The organism is Enterobacter cloacae complex sp. 302F9 (assembly GCF_050030335.1).
Lineage (GTDB): Bacteria > Pseudomonadota > Gammaproteobacteria > Enterobacterales > Enterobacteriaceae > Enterobacter > Enterobacter hormaechei_C.
In genome coordinates, this window is sequence record NZ_JBLGUC010000001.1 from 3,077,712 (window position 1) to 3,093,698 (window position 15,987).

At 54.9% G+C, this 15,987-nt stretch carries 14 protein-coding genes, 1 pseudogene and 1 riboswitch; of the genes and pseudogenes, 8 read left to right on the top strand and 7 right to left on the bottom strand.

The genetic code is table 11. From position 1 onward, the window contains the following. Positions 1 to 10: 10 nt before the first annotated feature. Entirely contained in the window at positions 11 to 1,063 is a 1,053-nt protein-coding gene (gene fbaB, locus ACQG0T_RS14910) for a class I fructose-bisphosphate aldolase (RefSeq protein ID WP_015572352.1), read from the bottom strand. 248 nt (positions 1,064 to 1,311) lie between these two features. On the opposite strand from fbaB, the gene ACQG0T_RS14915 reads away from it, so the two are divergent. From ACQG0T_RS14915 to ACQG0T_RS14925, 3 genes are read left to right on the top strand one after another with little or no spacing between them, the layout of a single operon-like run. Continuing rightward, positions 1,312 to 2,589: a nucleoside permease gene (locus ACQG0T_RS14915; protein WP_003859236.1), complete on the top strand. Its 1,278-nt coding sequence runs from the start codon at positions 1,312 to 1,314 to the stop codon at positions 2,587 to 2,589. Beyond that, on the top strand, positions 2,586 to 3,590 hold the full coding sequence (locus ACQG0T_RS14920) for an ADP-ribosylglycohydrolase family protein (protein WP_015572351.1): 1,005 nt from the start codon (positions 2,586 to 2,588) through the stop codon (positions 3,588 to 3,590). The genes ACQG0T_RS14915 and ACQG0T_RS14920 overlap by 4 nt, the downstream gene beginning before the upstream one ends. Next, positions 3,587 to 4,540: a PfkB family carbohydrate kinase gene (locus ACQG0T_RS14925; protein WP_023295037.1), complete on the top strand. Its 954-nt coding sequence runs from the start codon at positions 3,587 to 3,589 to the stop codon at positions 4,538 to 4,540. The genes ACQG0T_RS14920 and ACQG0T_RS14925 overlap by 4 nt, the downstream gene beginning before the upstream one ends. On the opposite strand, the gene ACQG0T_RS14930 is transcribed toward ACQG0T_RS14925, so the two are convergent. The 3 genes from ACQG0T_RS14930 to thiM are packed head-to-tail and all read right to left on the bottom strand — an operon-like array spanning position 4,514 to position 6,870. Then, positions 4,514 to 5,260 (bottom strand): GntR family transcriptional regulator, encoded by a 747-nt coding sequence (locus ACQG0T_RS14930; protein WP_003859242.1) that lies wholly within the window; start codon positions 5,258 to 5,260, stop codon positions 4,514 to 4,516. The genes ACQG0T_RS14925 and ACQG0T_RS14930 overlap by 27 nt on opposite strands. A 42-nt stretch (positions 5,261 to 5,302) precedes the next feature. Further along, positions 5,303 to 6,103: a bifunctional hydroxymethylpyrimidine kinase/phosphomethylpyrimidine kinase gene (gene thiD, locus ACQG0T_RS14935; protein WP_017383356.1), complete on the bottom strand. Its 801-nt coding sequence runs from the start codon at positions 6,101 to 6,103 to the stop codon at positions 5,303 to 5,305. After that, the gene (gene thiM, locus ACQG0T_RS14940; RefSeq protein WP_045349058.1) at positions 6,100 to 6,870 is read right to left on the bottom strand and encodes a hydroxyethylthiazole kinase; all 771 of its coding nucleotides are present in this window, start codon (positions 6,868 to 6,870) and stop codon (positions 6,100 to 6,102) included. Before thiM ends, thiD begins: the two co-directional genes overlap by 4 nt. A 35-nt stretch (positions 6,871 to 6,905) precedes the next feature. Continuing rightward, positions 6,906 to 7,002, bottom strand: a riboswitch (TPP riboswitch). Between the two features lie 615 nt (positions 7,003 to 7,617). Here thiM and ACQG0T_RS14945 point away from each other — a divergent pair. The 5 genes from ACQG0T_RS14945 (at position 7,618) to ACQG0T_RS14965 (ending at position 12,362) form a co-directional block, all read left to right on the top strand. Next, complete coding sequence (locus tag ACQG0T_RS14945) at positions 7,618 to 8,082, top strand: hypothetical protein (protein ID WP_159403409.1); 465 nt, start codon at positions 7,618 to 7,620, stop codon at positions 8,080 to 8,082. Between the two features lie 193 nt (positions 8,083 to 8,275). Beyond that, on the top strand, positions 8,276 to 8,560 hold the full coding sequence (locus tag ACQG0T_RS14950) for a YadA C-terminal domain-containing protein (protein ID WP_032654241.1): 285 nt from the start codon (positions 8,276 to 8,278) through the stop codon (positions 8,558 to 8,560). Positions 8,561 to 8,745: 185 nt separating this feature from the next. Continuing rightward, entirely contained in the window at positions 8,746 to 9,189 is a 444-nt protein-coding gene (locus tag ACQG0T_RS14955; protein WP_159403410.1) for a hypothetical protein, read from the top strand. 311 nt (positions 9,190 to 9,500) lie between these two features. Further along, positions 9,501 to 10,877, top strand: a complete 1,377-nt coding sequence (locus tag ACQG0T_RS14960; protein ID WP_015572345.1) for a diaminobutyrate--2-oxoglutarate transaminase — start codon at positions 9,501 to 9,503, stop codon at positions 10,875 to 10,877. Between the two features lie 18 nt (positions 10,878 to 10,895). Continuing rightward, on the top strand, positions 10,896 to 12,362 hold the full coding sequence (locus ACQG0T_RS14965) for a pyridoxal phosphate-dependent decarboxylase family protein (RefSeq protein WP_017693058.1): 1,467 nt from the start codon (positions 10,896 to 10,898) through the stop codon (positions 12,360 to 12,362). A 44-nt stretch (positions 12,363 to 12,406) separates the two neighbouring features. On the opposite strand, the gene ACQG0T_RS14970 is transcribed toward ACQG0T_RS14965, so the two are convergent. From ACQG0T_RS14970 to ACQG0T_RS14980, 3 genes and pseudogenes are all read right to left on the bottom strand, one after another. Beyond that, a complete protein-coding gene (locus ACQG0T_RS14970) occupies positions 12,407 to 14,605 on the bottom strand; it encodes a polysaccharide biosynthesis tyrosine autokinase (protein ID WP_271040357.1) in 2,199 nt (732 codons plus the stop codon). Then, positions 14,605 to 15,054: a protein-tyrosine-phosphatase gene (locus tag ACQG0T_RS14975; protein ID WP_017383364.1), complete on the bottom strand. Its 450-nt coding sequence runs from the start codon at positions 15,052 to 15,054 to the stop codon at positions 14,605 to 14,607. Before ACQG0T_RS14975 ends, ACQG0T_RS14970 begins: the two co-directional genes overlap by 1 nt. Then, positions 15,054 to 15,953, bottom strand: a pseudogene (locus ACQG0T_RS14980) (polysaccharide export protein); the annotation flags it as partial. The gene ACQG0T_RS14975 and the pseudogene ACQG0T_RS14980, both read right to left, overlap by 1 nt. Between the last annotated feature and the right edge of the window lie 34 nt (positions 15,954 to 15,987).

Consider the following 15,987-nt stretch of genomic DNA (forward strand, 5'->3'; position numbering starts at 1 on the left):
ATGCGTGCGATTAGGCAATCGTCACTTTATTGTCCAGATAGACATCCTGAACCGCATTAATCAGCTTCACGCCGTCGGCCATGGATTTTTTAAACGCTTTGCGGCCCAGGATCAGCCCCATTCCGCCGGCGCGTTTGTTAATCACCGCCGTGCGCACCGCGTCGGTCAGATCGGTTTCACCGCCTGCTGCACCGCCGGAGTTAATCAGCCCGGCGCGGCCCATGTAGCAGTTAGCCAGTTGGTAGCGCACCAGATCGATAGGGTTGTCGCTGGTCAGCTTGCTGTAGACGCGGTCGTCGGTATAGCCAAAGTTCACCGCTTTATACCCGCCGTTATTCTCGGCCATTTTCTGTTTCACGATGTCCGCGCCGATGGTTGCCGCCAGGTGGTTTGCCTGGCCGGTCAGATCCGCTGATACGTGGTAATCCACGCCGTCTTTCTTAAACGCGTTGTTACGCAGATAGGCCCACAATACGGTCACCATCCCCAGCTCGTGCGCGCGCTCAAACGCGGCAGAGATCTCTTCTATCTGCCGACGCGACTGCTCAGAGCCAAAATAGATAGTCGCCCCGACCGCTACCGCACCCATGTTGAAAGCCTGTTCGACGCTGGCGTACAGTGTCTGGTCGTATTCGGTTGGGTAGCTCAGGGTTTCGTTGTGATTCAGCTTGACGAGGAACGGAATGCGGTGAGCATAGCGGCGGGAAACGGAGGCCAGCACGCCATACGTCGATGCCACACAGTTACAGCCCGCTTCAATCGCCAGCTCGACAATGTTTTTCGGGTCAAAGTAGAGCGGGTTAGCAGCAAACGACGCTCCCGCCGAGTGCTCTACGCCCTGGTCAACGGGCAGAATGGAGAGATACCCGGTCCCGCCCAGACGACCGGTATTGTAAAGCGTCTGCATGTTTCGCAGTACGGCAGGCGGACGGTTGTTGTCGACCATGACGCGGTCTACGTAATCATGGCCTGGCAGATAAAGCTGATCGGCTGGAATGGTCATACAACGATGCTGTAAAAGGCTGTCGGCGTCTTTGCCAAGCAGTTGCGCAATATCAGTCATAGTGATGCTCCCGTAAGTCCGACATGATGTCGGAGCGTGTGATCCAAGCCCACGTTTTTGCAGGCAGACTAAGCCTGGTACCGACTTAACCTATTTTCCACCATTTGCAACTTTTTTAAGCACAATCTGCTGGCTCGTTTCGTGTACAACATTTTTGTTACACTGATCAAACAATCGCCTTAAAGGTATTTAAAAGGTATTATCACATGGTATGTTACATGCGTACCTCTGACATGCAGGATTAAAAAATGAAAACGAAAGTCCAACTGTCATTCATGATGTTCGTTGAATGGTTTATCTGGGGCGCATGGTTTGTGCCGCTGTGGCTATGGCTGAGTAAGAGCGGGTTTACCGCCGGGGAAATTGGCTGGTCGTATGCCTGTACCGCGATTGCCGCGATCCTCTCTCCCATCCTGGTCGGCTCGCTGACGGACCGTTTCTTCGCCGCCCAGAAAGTGCTGGCCGTGCTGATGTTCGCTGGCGCGATTCTGATGTATTTCGCAGCACAGCAAACCCAGTTCAGCACCTTCTTCCCGCTGCTGCTGGCCTACTCCCTGACCTATATGCCGACCATCGCGCTGACCAACAGTATCGCCTTCGCGAACGTCGATGACGTGGAGGCTGATTTCCCGCGCATTCGCGTGATGGGCACCATCGGCTGGATTGCCTCCGGCCTGGCGTGCGGCTTCCTGCCGCAGATGATGGGCTATAGCGACATCTCTGACACCAATATCCCGCTGCTGATGACCGCTGCCAGCTCCCTTCTGCTTGGCGTCTTCGCGCTGTTCCTGCCGAATACCCCGCCGAAGAGTACCGGCAAGCTGGATTTCAAAGTGATGCTGGGGCTGGATGCGCTGATCCTGCTGCGCGATAAAAACTTCCTGGTGTTCTTCTTCTGCTCGTTCCTGTTTGCCATGCCGCTGGCCTTCTACTATATCTTTGCCAACGGCTATCTCACCGAAGTGGGGATGAAAAACGCCACCGGCTGGATGACCCTCGGCCAGTTCTCTGAAATCTTCTTCATGCTCGCTCTGCCATTCTTTACCAAACGCTTTGGTATTAAGAAGGTCTTGCTGCTGGGCCTGATCACCGCCGCCATTCGCTACGGTTTCTTTGTTTACGGCGGCGCCGAGCAATACTTCACCTACGCCCTGCTGTTCCTCGGCATTCTGCTGCACGGCGTAAGCTATGACTTCTATTACGTCACCGCGTACATCTACGTGGATAAAAAAGCGCCCGTGCACATGCGCAACGCGGCGCAGGGCTTGATCACGCTGTGCTGTCAGGGCTTTGGTAGCCTGCTGGGTTACCGTCTCGGCGGCGTGATGATGGAAAAAATGTTCGCATATAAAGAGCCGGTGAATGGGCTGACCTTCAACTGGGCCGGAATGTGGACGTTTGGTGCAATCATGATTGTGGTGATTGCCGTGCTGTTTATGCTGTTTTTCCGCGAATCGGATAAAGAGATCACCGCAATTGAGGTGGTTGATGGCGATACCGCGCTGACACGAGGGGAAGTTAAATGAAACAAGACCGTATTCTCGGTGCTCTTTACGGGCAGGCGTTAGGGGATGCGATGGGGATGCCGTCGGAGCTGTGGCCGCGCAAGCGGGTGAAAGCGCACTTCGGCTGGATCGACCGTTTCTTACCCGGCCCGGCTGAGAATAATGCCGCCTGTTACTTTAAGCAGGCCGAATTTACGGATGATACGTCGATGGCGCTGTGCCTGGCCGACGCGATTATCGAATGCGACGGGGAAATTAACCCTGACGTTATCGGTAAGCATATTCTGGACTGGGCGCTGGATTTTGACGCGTTCAATAAGAATGTGCTCGGCCCGACCTCCAAAATTGCCCTGAACGCCATCCGTGACGGCAAGCCGGTGAGCCAGCTGGAAAACAACGGCGTCACCAACGGGGCGGCGATGCGCGCCTCCCCGCTGGGATGCCTCCTGCCAGCCACGCGTCTGGCGCACTTTGTGGAACAGGTTGCGTTAGCCTCCAGCCCGACCCATAAATCGGATCTCGCCATCGCCGGTGCGGTGGTGATCGCCTGGGCGGTTTCACGCGCTATCGACGGCGAACGCTGGCATCACATCGCCGATGCCCTGCCGGGTATTGCCCGTGCGGCGCAGGAGGCGAACACGACCACCTTCAGCGCATCGCTTTCCGCTCGTATTGAGCTGGCCCTGAAAACCGTGCGCGAAGCCAACGGTACCGAGTCCGCCAGCGAGCAGATCTATCAGCTTATTGGCGCGGGCACGAGCACCCTTGAGTCCGTTCCGGCGGCGATTGCGATGGTCGAACTCGCGGGTACCGATCCGAACCGCTGCGCGGTGTTATGCGCCAACCTGGGCGGTGATACTGACACTATCGGCGCGATGGCAACGGCCATCTGCGGCGCGCTGCACGGTGTACAGGCCATTGATCCGGCACTCAAAAACGAACTTGATGCCGTAAACCGGCTCGATTTCGGCCACTACTGCGAAAAACTGCTGCACTTCCGGGAGCAAAGGGAGGGCGTATGAGTGCTTTTGCCCGCCGTCTCGAAACCCTTCACGCCACGCGCCCCGTAACGGTACTCGGCGCGGCGGTCATCGACGTGATTGCCGACGCCTACGCCCTGCCCTGGCGCGGGTGTGATATCGAGCTGAAGCAACAGGGAGTGAATATTGGCGGCTGCGCGCTGAATATCGCCATCGCCCTGAAGCGGCTCGGCATTGCTGCGCAAAACGCCCTTCCCGTCGGCCACGGCGTGTGGGCCGATATTATCCGTAACGCCATGGCGAAGCAGGATCTGCACAGCGCCGTGGAAGCGGAAACGGGCGATAACGGCTGGTGCCTGGCGCTGGTGGAGCCTGACGGTGAACGGACCTTTATGTCGTTTAGCGGCGTGGAGAACCAGTGGCAGCAGCGCTGGCTGGACGGGTTAAGCGTGCCGGCAGGGAGCCTGATCTCTTTGTCCGGCTACCAGCTGGCGTCCCCCAGCGGTGAGCTGCTGACGGCCTGGCTGGAAAGTCTTCAGGATGCGACGCTCTTTATCGATTTCGGTCCGCGCATCGCGGATATTCCCGACCCGCTGATGGCGCGGATCATGGCCTGCAAACCAATCGTCTCGCTCAATCGTCAGGAGGCGGAACTTGCCGCCGAATGGCTTGGCGTAAACGTGGAAGAGCTCGGCACACGGTGGCAGCAGAGGTTTGGCGCTGCGCTGATCGTACGCCATGATAAAGACGGGGCGGTCTGGTACGACGGTGACGCTTCCGGACACGTTCCGGCGTTTCCTGCTACCGTGGTCGATACCATCGGCGCGGGTGACAGCCATGCGGGAGGTACCCTTGCCGGGCTGGCCGCGGGATGGTCACTGCCAGAGGCGGTGCAGCTTGGCAATGCCGTAGCCGCCTGGGTAGTCAGCCATCGCGGTGGCGACTGCGCCCCCACGCGCGAGGCCCTACTCCTCGCACACAAAGACGTATAGGTCGCTGCGGCAGTAGCTGATGCTGTACTCAATTGGCCGGTGCTGTTGATCGAGCGCGACTTGCTTGATCACCAGCACCGGTATCTTATCGTCCATCTTGATATGCGCCTGAAACTCGCTGTCCGGCATCCGGGCGCTGACGCGGGAACGGGTGCGCTGCGGAAAGATATTCTGGCTGCGGAAGTAATCGTAAAGCGAGACGCCGATGTCGTCCGGATTGGGGATTAATCCTACCGGTACCCAGGACTCCTCTATTGATACCGCATCGTCATCCACGTAGCGGATGCGCTTAAGCAGAAATACATCGCTGTCCGGCGCAAGGGAAAGGTGGCGGGCGATCTCCTCCGGACATTTCACGACGCGTTTATTAACCCACAGCGTGTTGGGCGTTTTGCCCCGCAGCACCACCTGCTGAGAAAACCCGCGCGCCTCTTTTAGCGAATATTCAAAGATATTGTTGATTTGCGTACCGTATCCACGCGCGCGGGTGACGACGCCGGCCTCTTCCAGCGCCTGCATCGCTTTACGCACCGTAATGCGCGACACACCGGCCAGCTGGCTCAGATCGCGCTCGCCCGGCAAAATATTACCGTGCGCGAGCACGCCGCTGCGTACCGCGTTTTTAACCGTTTCGGCAAATTTCAGGTACAACGGCGTGTTGTCCGGTGCGGCAATTCGTTCCTTGAGTTGAGCAATTAACCGGGTATGCGCTTGTTCCATCTCTGTTTTTCTCTGGCATAAGGTTTTATGCCAGTATACGGCTTACCACCATGCATGAAAATGGTGAACCGGCCCAATACCGTGACCCACTTCCAGAGAATCGGCTTTTGCCAGCGCGCACGAGAGCCAGATCTTCGCCTCCTGCACCGTATCCGCCCAGTTCGCGTTTCGGGGACGCAGCGCCGCCAGCGCCGCCGAGAGCGTACATCCCGTGCCGTGGGTGTTTTTGGTCTGTACCCGCGGGGCGGTGAAACGTTGAGCGCCATCGCGGGTGAAGAGCCAGTCCGGGCTTTCTGCATCATCAAGATGACCGCCTTTCATCAGCACCGCGCTGCATCCCATCGCCAGCAGCGCATTGCCCTGCTCTTTCATCTCACGTTCGTTTTGCGCGTGTGACGCATCCAGCAGCGCGGCGGCTTCAGGGAGGTTTGGCGTGATCAGCGCCACCTGCGGCAGCAGCTTTTTACGCAGGGTGTCGACGGCAGAGGCGGAGAGCAACGGATCGCCGCTTTTGGCCAGCATCACGGTATCGAGCACCACGTTTTTTATCTGATAACGTTTGAGACGTTCAGCGACCGCTTCAACAATGTCCGCCTCTGCAAGCATGCCGATTTTGGTGGTGTCGATGCGTACATCGCTGAATACCGAATCCAGCTGTGCGGCGACAAAATCCGGCTCAATACGATATACCGACTGTACACCGCGCGTGTTTTGCGCCACCAGCGCGGTGATAACCGAGCATCCGTAAGCGCCGAGCGCAGAGAAGGTTTTCAGGTCTGCCTGGATCCCCGCTCCGCCGCTGGGATCGGTTCCCGCAATAGTCAAGGCATTAATGCGTGTCATACCAGCTCCTCCAGCGCGTAAAGCGCATCCAGAAACGCGGGGGAAAAGCTGCCGGGGCCCCGGCTGTGAGTCAGTGCAGCTGACCCTGCGCGCTTCATAAAGCCGCAGGCTGCCGTCGCATTATCAAGCCTGTCGCCAGGCAGCGAACAGCAGGCGGCGACGACCGCCGAGAGCGCACAGCCTGTTCCCACCACGCGGGTCATCAGCGGGTCGCCGCCTGCGACCGTACGGGTTCGCTGACCATCAGTGATGTGATCCACTTCTCCTGTGACGACCACAACGGCATGGGTCTGACGGGCGAGCGTCTGCGCAGCGGTCAACGCGCTCGCCGCCGTATCGGTGGAATCAACCCCGCGCCCGCCCGCACTCATTCCGGCAAGGGCGAGGATTTCGGAGGCGTTTCCACGAATGGCCGCAGGTTTAAGGGACAATATTTGCTGGCAAAATCGGGTGCGGTACGCCAGCGCGCCAACCGCAACCGGATCCAGAACCCAGGGCGTACCCGCGGCTACCGCGCTCTCAATAGCCCGACGCATCGACTGGGCGCGCGGCGCGGTGAGTGTACCCACGTTGATGAGCAGGGCATCGGCAAGCGCGGCAAACTGTTCCGCTTCCTCGGCTTCGATCACCATTGCCGGGGAAGCACCCAGCGCGAGCAAAACGTTGGCGGTGAAGGTCTGCACGACATCGTTGGTCATACAGTGCGTGAGCGGGGAACGGGTTCGGAATTGATGTAAAACGTGTGAGTCTAGCAGGTCAGGCTGCATGATTTCGCTCCTGCCGTGCGTGAAGAAGCGATGACCGGGTAGGCATCTGACTTCCCTACGCTGGCATTATCCAGATCAGGTAATACGGGTATTTCTCAGCCTTCACAAAGAAGGGCACCCCGAGTCAAATTACTTATAAAACAGTTACTTACGAAATGGCAATTCGTAGTCATGTAGTGTAACCGGGGGGTAACCCGGGTGCAAGGGGTTTTGGGCTGTCCGTTAACCCCCTGTAACGAACAATAAACGACAAGATATTAACTACCCTTGATATGTATACATTATTGTTCAGTTAATTATCCCGCCAGATTTGTTAAGAACTCATGAAAAATATTATTCACTCGCTATGCTGAGAAATTTTATTTTTATCCATAATGACGCACCGGGAGTACTTTTATAAGACAGCCCATCTTCTTTCGTATGAAATAAACCCGTATATTAATGTAAACATTTATCTTGCATAATTTCATTCCTGTCAAACACTTAATTTAACCATCTCATTCACTACGTTATTCTCACCTTAATGCTTACATTAATAACAACCGCAACATGATTTTACGTCGTCGGAACTATTCATAATATTTATGACTTAGATCAAAATCATTGGTTTGCGTTTAATTGATAGTTTACTCGCGTTACTAAATAATATTTAGACAACGTTCAACCGTTTTTGAATCCCGAAAATAAATCTGTTCAGCTTCAGTATTTTTTCAACAGTTTATGATGTGAGCTTTTCAAATGAAATCTATGAATAAAACCTTTATTGCTATTTTTGTAATGGGCGTTGTCTTAGCGGGTACAACGAGCCTGGCTGAAGCCGCGAATACGGTTTGGGACGATCAGCAAATCACTAATATTGTAAATGACCATCAGGATCAGATTACACAAAACAACGCTGATAGCATTAACCGTGATATCGCAACGGATAACCGCTTAACGCAGGTTAATGACGACCTTCAGTCCACAAAATTAGGCGTGTTAGTCGTGGATAAAATGGCTAACGACGCACATCAGAAAGCGTTGCTTGCCGGCGCGCTTGCCGATACCGCCAGTCTGAAAAGTGAGACGGCCCTACAGGGTGTGGCGACTAACGGCACAGCCATTATCAACCTTCAACACGTCGATAATATTCAGGATAGCCGCCTTACTGCTCTCGAAAATGCACCTAAACCCATCAACGGTACAGATGGAGCGAAAGGTGATAAAGGGTGATACTGGCGCACAAGGCATTGCGGGAAGAAATGGGCGCGACGGTGTAGACGGTCATAACGGTAAAGATGGTGTGACAACCACCATAACACAACGATAGCTGGATACGGCTACCCAGGCGAAGGTCGCTAAAAATAGCCTGGCTGTTACCGCCGCCACGCAGGATCTGCAAGCCACCAGGCAGACATTACTGGCAATGAATACTAACACCAGCCAGCAATTTAAATCTCTGCGTGATGAAGTGGACAATAATAAGAAGCAGGCCAATGCCGGTATTTCAGGGGCGATGGCGGGTTTGCCACAAGTGCAAACCAATCAACGCGTCATGTTCTCTGCTGGCGGCGCGACTTACAACGGCGAGAGCGCGCTTGCTGTCGGTGCGTCCGTTAACTTTAATTCCCATGTCATCGCGAAAGTGAGCTTCTCAGATGATACCGCGAATAATATGGGCGCTTCGGTTGGGATTGGAATGGGCTTTTAACGCGTAAAATAATCATCGGGAAAAATAGAATGCCTCATTTTAGCGGATGGGCATTTTGTTAATACAAAAAGATGTCTAAATATATTTTTATTTCGGTAGCCCTGTATCTGATGCTGATTTCGGTCGGGATCTGGATCGGCGTGATGTATGTCTCATGGTATTTGTGTCGTTTTTAAGGCGATAAAATGAAAAAAGTAATGATGTTCGTTATAAGTACCACCGTGCTTGCAGGTTGTGTCTCGCCGGCGCACGCCATAAACGCCCATTATCGCGCTCAATTAGTGCGTTCGGGATGCACGCAAATTAGCGCTGGCGATGGCTCTTGCGATATCAGCAAAACCAAAGCGGAAAACGCGGCACAACACGAACCAGCGACATCCATTCACGATCCCCTGCGTGAAGCCTCGTTCTCGTCGGACACGGTTAACGCCACGCTTTCTAACGGCTTTTTTAGCGCTACCGTTAACGGCAAGAAAGCCAGCGTTAAACGCCTGAATGCGAATTTCTATGAGATCCATGGTAACGGTTTTGTGATATCGCTAAGCCTGGATGTAAACGGTATTACGGACGCGTCGTGGAATAAAACGAAGGGACGCGAACACGGTATTTTACGCGTTAGCCAGAAATAAACAGCCTAAGGAGGCTCACTGCCTCCTTTTCACCTGATAATCGCACGATTTGTCACACTCTTTTGTCTGATTTTACAATGCGGATAAATCATACGTAAGCTGCTGTTTTTATTTAGCATAAAGTGCAATCCCCCCCATACAAACGGCGTTCTTTCCTGCCCTGTGCCCTGTGTCACAAAACAGTAAGCAAATTAACCATTGAGCCCGGTGACAAAAGGCTCTATATTGGCGGCGTTTTTTTCAGGCCCCATCTGTTTTTTAACTTTTTATTCAATCGTTGCTCATAACGAAGCGGCGGTTGTAGGAGTGATATGATGACGGATAAAGTCCGTATTGACACCGTAGATGCGCACAAAAGCAACGAAACCTATCTGGCCCGTCAGGCCGAATTTGAATCTAACGTCAGGAGTTATCCGCGCAAATTGCCTTTAGCGATTACGAAAGCAGAAGGCGTGTGGATCACCGATGCAGATAATAAAGAATACCTTGACTGTTTAGCAGGCGCAGGCACCCTCGCGCTTGGACACAATCATCCTGATGTGCTGAAAAGCATCCAAAATGTCATTACCAGCGGCTTGCCGTTACATACCCTGGATCTGACCACGCCGTTGAAAGACGCGTTTTCAGAATACCTGCTCTCTCTGTTGCCTGGTCAGGGCAAAGAGTACTGCCTGCAATTCACTGGCCCGTCCGGGGCTGACGCCGTTGAAGCGGCGCTGAAGCTGGCGAAAAAAGTGACCGGTCGTAGCGGTATCATCAGTTTCTCTGGTGGTTACCACGGTATGACCCACGGCGCACTGTCCGTTACCGGCAATCTGTCTCCGAAAGAAGCGGTTGACGGTATGATGCCAGAAGTCCAGTTCATGCCTTACCCACACGAGTACCGTTGCCCACTGGGTATCGGTGGTGAAGCGGGCGTGAAGGCGCTGACCTACTACTTCGAAAATCTGATTAACGACGTCGAAAGCGGCGTGCGTAAACCTGCCGCGGTGATCCTCGAAGCCGTTCAGGGTGAAGGTGGCGTGAACCCGGCGCCTGTTGAGTGGTTGCAGCGCATCCGTAAAGTCACTCAGGAACACGGTATCCTGCTGATCCTCGACGAAGTCCAGGCTGGCTTTGCCCGTACCGGTAAATTCTTTGCCTTCGAACACGCTGGCATTGAGCCAGACATCATCGTGATGTCTAAAGCAGTCGGTGGCGGTCTGCCGCTGGCCGTGCTCGGTATCAAAAAGCAGTTCGATGCATGGGCGCCAGGTCACCATACCGGTACTTTCCGCGGCAACCAGCTGGCGATGGCTACCGGTCTGACCACGCTGAAGATCCTGAAAGACCAGAACATCGCGGGCAAAGTAGCTGCACAGGGCGAATGGCTGAAAGGCCAGCTGAAAGAGATGGCGAAACGCTATCCGGTGATCGGCCACGTTCGCGGTCTGGGCATGATGATCGGTATTGAAATCGTTAAGCCACATGAAGCCGCCGATCACATGGGTTGCTTCCCGGGCGATGGCGAGCTGTCTGCACTGATCCAGAAGAAATGCTTCGAAGCCGGCCTGATTCTGGAGCGTGGCGGCCGTAACGGTATCGTTCTGCGTCTGCTGCCTTCTCTGCTTATCAGCGATGACGAGCTGAAAGTCTTCCTGGATAAATTCGAGCAGGCACTGCTTGCTGCGGGCGTTAGCCCGGCGTAACCGGAGTTGTTGAATACGATGTCTGATTCAAACCCAATTTTGTTCTCCTCTGCGCAGAGCATTGAAGCTTACCAGCAGGCGATTGAACAAAGCACTCAGGCTGTGATGCAGTGGCTGAAACAGCCTGAGATGTACCAGGGCAAAACGGTCGCGGAGCTGCGCGACCGTATTAAGCTGGATTTCACCCCGAAAGGGCTGGGCAACGAAGCGGCGATCGAACGCGCCGTGGAGTTCTTCCTGAAAGACAGTTTGTCCGTTCATCACCCGCAGTGCGTGGCGCACCTGCACTGCCCAAGCCTGGTGGTTAGCCAGGCGGCGGAAGTGCTGATCAACGCCACTAACCAGAGTATGGACTCCTGGGATCAAAGCCCGTCCGCAACCATCATTGAGATCAAACTGATCGAATGGCTGCGTACCCGCGTGGGTTATCAGGCTGGCGACGCAGGCGTCTTCACCAGCGGCGGCACCCAGAGTAACCTGATGGGGCTGATGCTGGCGCGTGACGCGTTCTTTGCGCGTCAGGGCCACTCGGTTCAGCAGGACGGTCTGACAGGCGATCTGCGTAAGATCCGCGTGCTGTGTTCAGAAAATGCCCACTTCTCCGTGCAGAAAAACATGGCGCTGATGGGTCTGGGCTACCAGTCCGTGGTGCAGGTGAAAACTGACGAATTCTCCCGCATGGATCTCACCGATCTGGCGGCGAAAATCGAACAGTGCAACGCGAACGGCGAGCAGATCCTGGCGATTGTGGCCACGGCCGGTACGACCGATGCGGGTGCTATCGATCCGCTGCGTGCTATTGCTGAGCTGGCTGCGAAACAGAATATCTGGGTGCACGTTGATGCGGCCTGGGGCGGCGCGCTGCTGATGTCTGAGCAGTATCGTCACTACCTGGACGGTATCGAGCTGGTGGATTCCGTCACCCTGGACTTCCACAAGCAGTTCTTCCAGACCATCAGCTGCGGTGCGTTCCTGCTGAAAGAAGCGCGTCACTATGAACTGATGCGCTATCAGGCGGCCTATCTGAACTCTGAGTTCGATGAAGAAGCGGGTGTACCTAACCTGGTCTCCAAATCTCTGCAAACCACGCGCCGTTTCGACGCGCTGAAACTATGGATGAGCCTGGAAGCGCTGGGTCAGGAGCAATACGCGGCAATCATCGATCACGGCGTGACGCTGGCACAGCAGGTTGCGGCTTACGTGAAAGAGCAGTCTGCTCTGGAACTGGTGATGCAACCCCAGCTGGCAAGCGTGCTGTTCCGATTCCGTCCGCAGGCGCAGATGGATGACGCCGGTATTGCCCTGCTGAACCAGAAAATTGGCGATGCGCTGCTGGAGTCTGGCCGTGCAAACGTCGGTGTGACCGAGCATAACGGTATCACCTGCCTGAAGCTGACCCTGCTGAACCCAACCGTGACGCTGGAGGACGTAAAAATCCTGCTGTCTCTGGTTGAGCGTACCGCGCAGGAAGTGATGGCGAAGTAATGCTTATCCCTCTCCCACCCGGGAGAGGGATTGTTTTTCCCGCGCTAACGCCTTTCCCCTTTTTTCCTCGAAGCATAGCCGTATTCATACTGGCTGTACCCCGAGCTGTAATACAGCGCTGCGGATTTAACAATATCGTTGAGGATTGTGCCGCTGACCTTCACGCCAACGTGCTGTAACCGTTTAACGGTATTCTCCATCTCTTTCACGCTGGTTTTATCGAAACGGGCAACCATTAGCGTTGTTCCGGCTGCTCTGGCGACCAGCGCGGCATCGGTGACGGCCAGGACCGGCGGAGTATCAATGATGACAATGTCATATTGCTCGTTAACCCAGGACATGACGGAAAGGAATCGTTCGCTTAACAGCAATTCTAACGGGCGCAGGGGTTCCGGGCCGCAGGTGATGACGTCAATTCCCCCTTTTTCAGCATGCTGAATGACCTCCGCTAAGTCGCGTTTCCCTTCGAGCAGGCAGGACAATCCGTGGCGGTTCTCCAGACCAAAAATATTATGAACATAGCCCTGGCGCATATCCGCATCAATAAACAGCACCCGCTGACCGCTCTGCCCGGCGATGGCCGCCAGATTCGTCGCCACCAGCGTTTTTCCGCAGTCCTGCGTGGGGCCAGAAATCATCACAATGCGGTTCTCAGCCTCCATCATGGTGAAATGCAGACTGGTCCGCAGCCCGCGCACCGCTTCAACAAACATATCAGCAGGGCGATCGACGGGCAGGAAAGGCACATCCGAGGTTTTGTGTTTCCAGCGACGAGAAAACGGATTTTTTCTGCGCAACTGCGTTTTACTCCACAGCCACTGTGAACGTGGCAACGTAGCCAGAACCGGCATCCCCTGCGCTTCCAGCTGTTCGGAAAGCGTGATCCCACGTTTGAACGCCTGACGTACCAGCACGGTCCCCATTGAGAGCATTAGCCCGAACAGCGCGCCAAGAACGATGATTAACGCTTTACGCGGCTTTATCGGGTCCGGCAGCGTAACAGCCTCATCAATGATCCTCACGTTCCCGACAGCGCTGGAGCGGGAAATATTCAGCTCCTGCTGGCGCGTCAATAGCTGTAAATAAATCGTGCGACCCGACTCAACATCACGGCTCAGGCGTAAAATCTCCTGCTGCGTGGAGGGCATAGCTGACACACGGTTATTGAGACGCTCCCGTTCCCGCTCAAGGGTCTGTCTCTTTTCATGCAATGCACGATAGGTAGGGTGACTTTTTTTAAAGAGCTGGGAGATCTCTGCCTCCCGGAACGTCAGCTCATTTAGCTGATTCTCAACGTTAACAACCTGATCCAGGACAGATTTTGCCTCCAGAGACAGGTCCACCGAGTCGCGCTGCGCCCGGTAGGCATTCAGCCGCGCTTCTGCCTGATCAAGGTCCGCGCTGATTTTCGGCAACTGCTCCTGTAAAAAATCCAGACTACGAGAATCCTGAGCCTCCTGGCGCGCGATATTTTGCTGGAGATAATTTTCAGCAATTGCATTCAGCACCCGGGCGATGCTGTCAGGGTCTTCGCCCGTCAGGGTTAAGGTAACGATACCGCTCTGTTTCTCCGATTCTGCAACCGTGAGACGCTTCTTCAGCGCGTTGATCGTCTCAAGCCGCGTCAACGACTTAAGCGAAAATTGCGTGCCTGGCTCAGCCTCAATCGACGTCACCAGCAGAACGATCCCTTGCGTAACCAGCGTTTTCCCAACCTGACCGTCGGCCTCAATGTTTTCGCCCGTCAGGTGATATTTTCCCGCTTCCTGTACGGTCAGCGTGAGCTCTTGCGCTTTGCCTTCCACCTGCGGGATCTGGAGTTCGCCTAACGTGATTTTGCCCTGCTCACGCCCTTGCAGACGCTGCCAGAGACGCCCCACCACAGGCAAAACGCGCTGCTTTGCCTGCTGTGTCAGAGCTAATTTGTCAACGGTCTCGCCGAGGATCATGCGGGATTTCAGCAGTAAAATTTCAGGGGCAACATCCTGCGACACATCGGTGCCCAGCTGGCTCAAACCTTTGAGCAGGTTGTTATCCTGTTTGTTTTCAATTTGCACCATGGCATCCGCCTGATAAACAGGTGGCGCAATCCAGGCATAGAGACCGGCGCACAGGATGAACAGGAACGTCACGCACAGAATCATCGTGCGGTGGTCGATCATCTCGACGAGCAAACGAACGAGATCGACTTCATGTTGTTGGGGTGCCGCTGCACCATAATTGTCTGTTGTGTAAGACGACATTAATGCTTCATTCCTTTCTGACCTAAACGACGTGCCCATTCCTGACTGGCTTTACCCAATAGCCCAAACACATATTCAAACGCTTCCCGGCTTTGACGGTAGGGATCGGGGATCTCCTGCGGCTCCAGCCATTGCCCAAAAAGCAGCGACTTTCCTCGAATCTCCGGCGCCATGGCCGCAATGAAGCGAAGATGTTCCGGCTCCATAACCAGGATAAGATCGGATCCCTGCATCAAATTGCGTGTCAGCCTGCGCGCCACATGACCGTCGAGGGAAATCCCATGCCGCCAGGCTACGTCCTGGGCGCTGTCATCCGCCGGGCACCCTTCAAGCCCGAATATGCCCGCCGAGGCGATATATCTGTCGGGCAGGTGCTGGCGCAAAAGCCGCTCCCCAATCGGAGAACGGCAGACATTTCCGGTGCAAACCACGAGTATTGATTTGAACATTATTGCGGCCACGATCTGATGTAACGAATCGTTTCGGTAAGGTCATGCACCCCGCTGATGGTCGGAACAAGCTGTGATATCACGCGATTCCAGCGGGACAGTGGTGCAGTGGTGACATAGACAATGTCATAGGGCTCAAGCTGAAACTCGGTGCCTAACACCATGGCTGATGCGTCCTGAGCATTGAGCTGGTAGAGGTTGGCAATTTTTTCTGAACGCTCGCTTTTCGGCAGCGAACGAATGACAAAAATTCCGGTGGCATCGGCCATATTCTGGTTCAGCCCACCGGCATTGCCCAGCGCTTCGGCCAGGGTCATGCCGCTGCGATCCATTTTCAGCGTGCTCTGTTTAACGACCTCGCCCATGACGAACACTTTCAGCGCATCGTTACGGGGGACAAACAGAATATCGCCGGGATAGAGCAGCTTATTTTGCGTGAGATCGCCATGCTGCATCAGCGCATATAGCGAGAGGCGCGTGTCCTTCCCATTATGCGTCAGCACGACATTGCGCCAGTCCGCGTCGGCAGAGAGCCCCCCAGCGGCGTTCACGGCATCCATGACCGTTAACGGGATATTGGTAATAGCCTGCTGCCCTGACTTCACCACCTCGCCCGTCACATAGGCTTTTTGTGAGCGAAAAGAGGCGACGCTGACATCCACCTGCGGGCTTTCAATAACATTGTTCAGCCGGGCCGTGATCTCCTCGCGTACCCGTGCGACCGTTTTGCCAGCCACCGGCAATTTACCGACATAGGGATAGAAAAGCGTGCCGTCAGCATTGACCCAGTTACCGGTGTCACTGGCGCTACGATACTGCCCTGCCGGGGTTGTCAGTTCAGGGTGATCCCAGACGGTGACGGTTAGAATATCCCCAACGCCGATACGGTATTCCCAGTTTTTGACCTGTTCATCCAGGGGTCTTCCCCGATCA

What these genes read in the sequence shown, in the direction of transcription:
- thiM (WP_045349058.1), bottom strand. Translation starts at nt 6,870, where the DNA reads ATGCAGCCTGACCTGCTAGACTCACACGTTTTACATCAATTCCGAACC.
- fbaB (WP_015572352.1), bottom strand. Translation starts at nt 1,063, where the DNA reads ATGACTGATATTGCGCAACTGCTTGGCAAAGACGCCGACAGCCTTTTA.
- ACQG0T_RS14960 (WP_015572345.1), top strand. Translation starts at nt 9,501, where the DNA reads ATGATGACGGATAAAGTCCGTATTGACACCGTAGATGCGCACAAAAGC.
- thiD (WP_017383356.1), bottom strand. Translation starts at nt 6,103, where the DNA reads ATGACACGCATTAATGCCTTGACTATTGCGGGAACCGATCCCAGCGGC.
- ACQG0T_RS14945 (WP_159403409.1), top strand. Translation starts at nt 7,618, where the DNA reads ATGAATAAAACCTTTATTGCTATTTTTGTAATGGGCGTTGTCTTAGCG.
- ACQG0T_RS14930 (WP_003859242.1), bottom strand. Translation starts at nt 5,260, where the DNA reads ATGGAACAAGCGCATACCCGGTTAATTGCTCAACTCAAGGAACGAATT.
- ACQG0T_RS14975 (WP_017383364.1), bottom strand. Translation starts at nt 15,054, where the DNA reads ATGTTCAAATCAATACTCGTGGTTTGCACCGGAAATGTCTGCCGTTCT.
- ACQG0T_RS14925 (WP_023295037.1), top strand. Translation starts at nt 3,587, where the DNA reads ATGAGTGCTTTTGCCCGCCGTCTCGAAACCCTTCACGCCACGCGCCCC.
- ACQG0T_RS14920 (WP_015572351.1), top strand. Translation starts at nt 2,586, where the DNA reads ATGAAACAAGACCGTATTCTCGGTGCTCTTTACGGGCAGGCGTTAGGG.
- ACQG0T_RS14915 (WP_003859236.1), top strand. Translation starts at nt 1,312, where the DNA reads ATGAAAACGAAAGTCCAACTGTCATTCATGATGTTCGTTGAATGGTTT.
- ACQG0T_RS14970 (WP_271040357.1), bottom strand. Translation starts at nt 14,605, where the DNA reads ATGTCGTCTTACACAACAGACAATTATGGTGCAGCGGCACCCCAACAA.
- ACQG0T_RS14950 (WP_032654241.1), top strand. Translation starts at nt 8,276, where the DNA reads ATGAATACTAACACCAGCCAGCAATTTAAATCTCTGCGTGATGAAGTG.
- ACQG0T_RS14965 (WP_017693058.1), top strand. Translation starts at nt 10,896, where the DNA reads ATGTCTGATTCAAACCCAATTTTGTTCTCCTCTGCGCAGAGCATTGAA.
- ACQG0T_RS14955 (WP_159403410.1), top strand. Translation starts at nt 8,746, where the DNA reads ATGAAAAAAGTAATGATGTTCGTTATAAGTACCACCGTGCTTGCAGGT.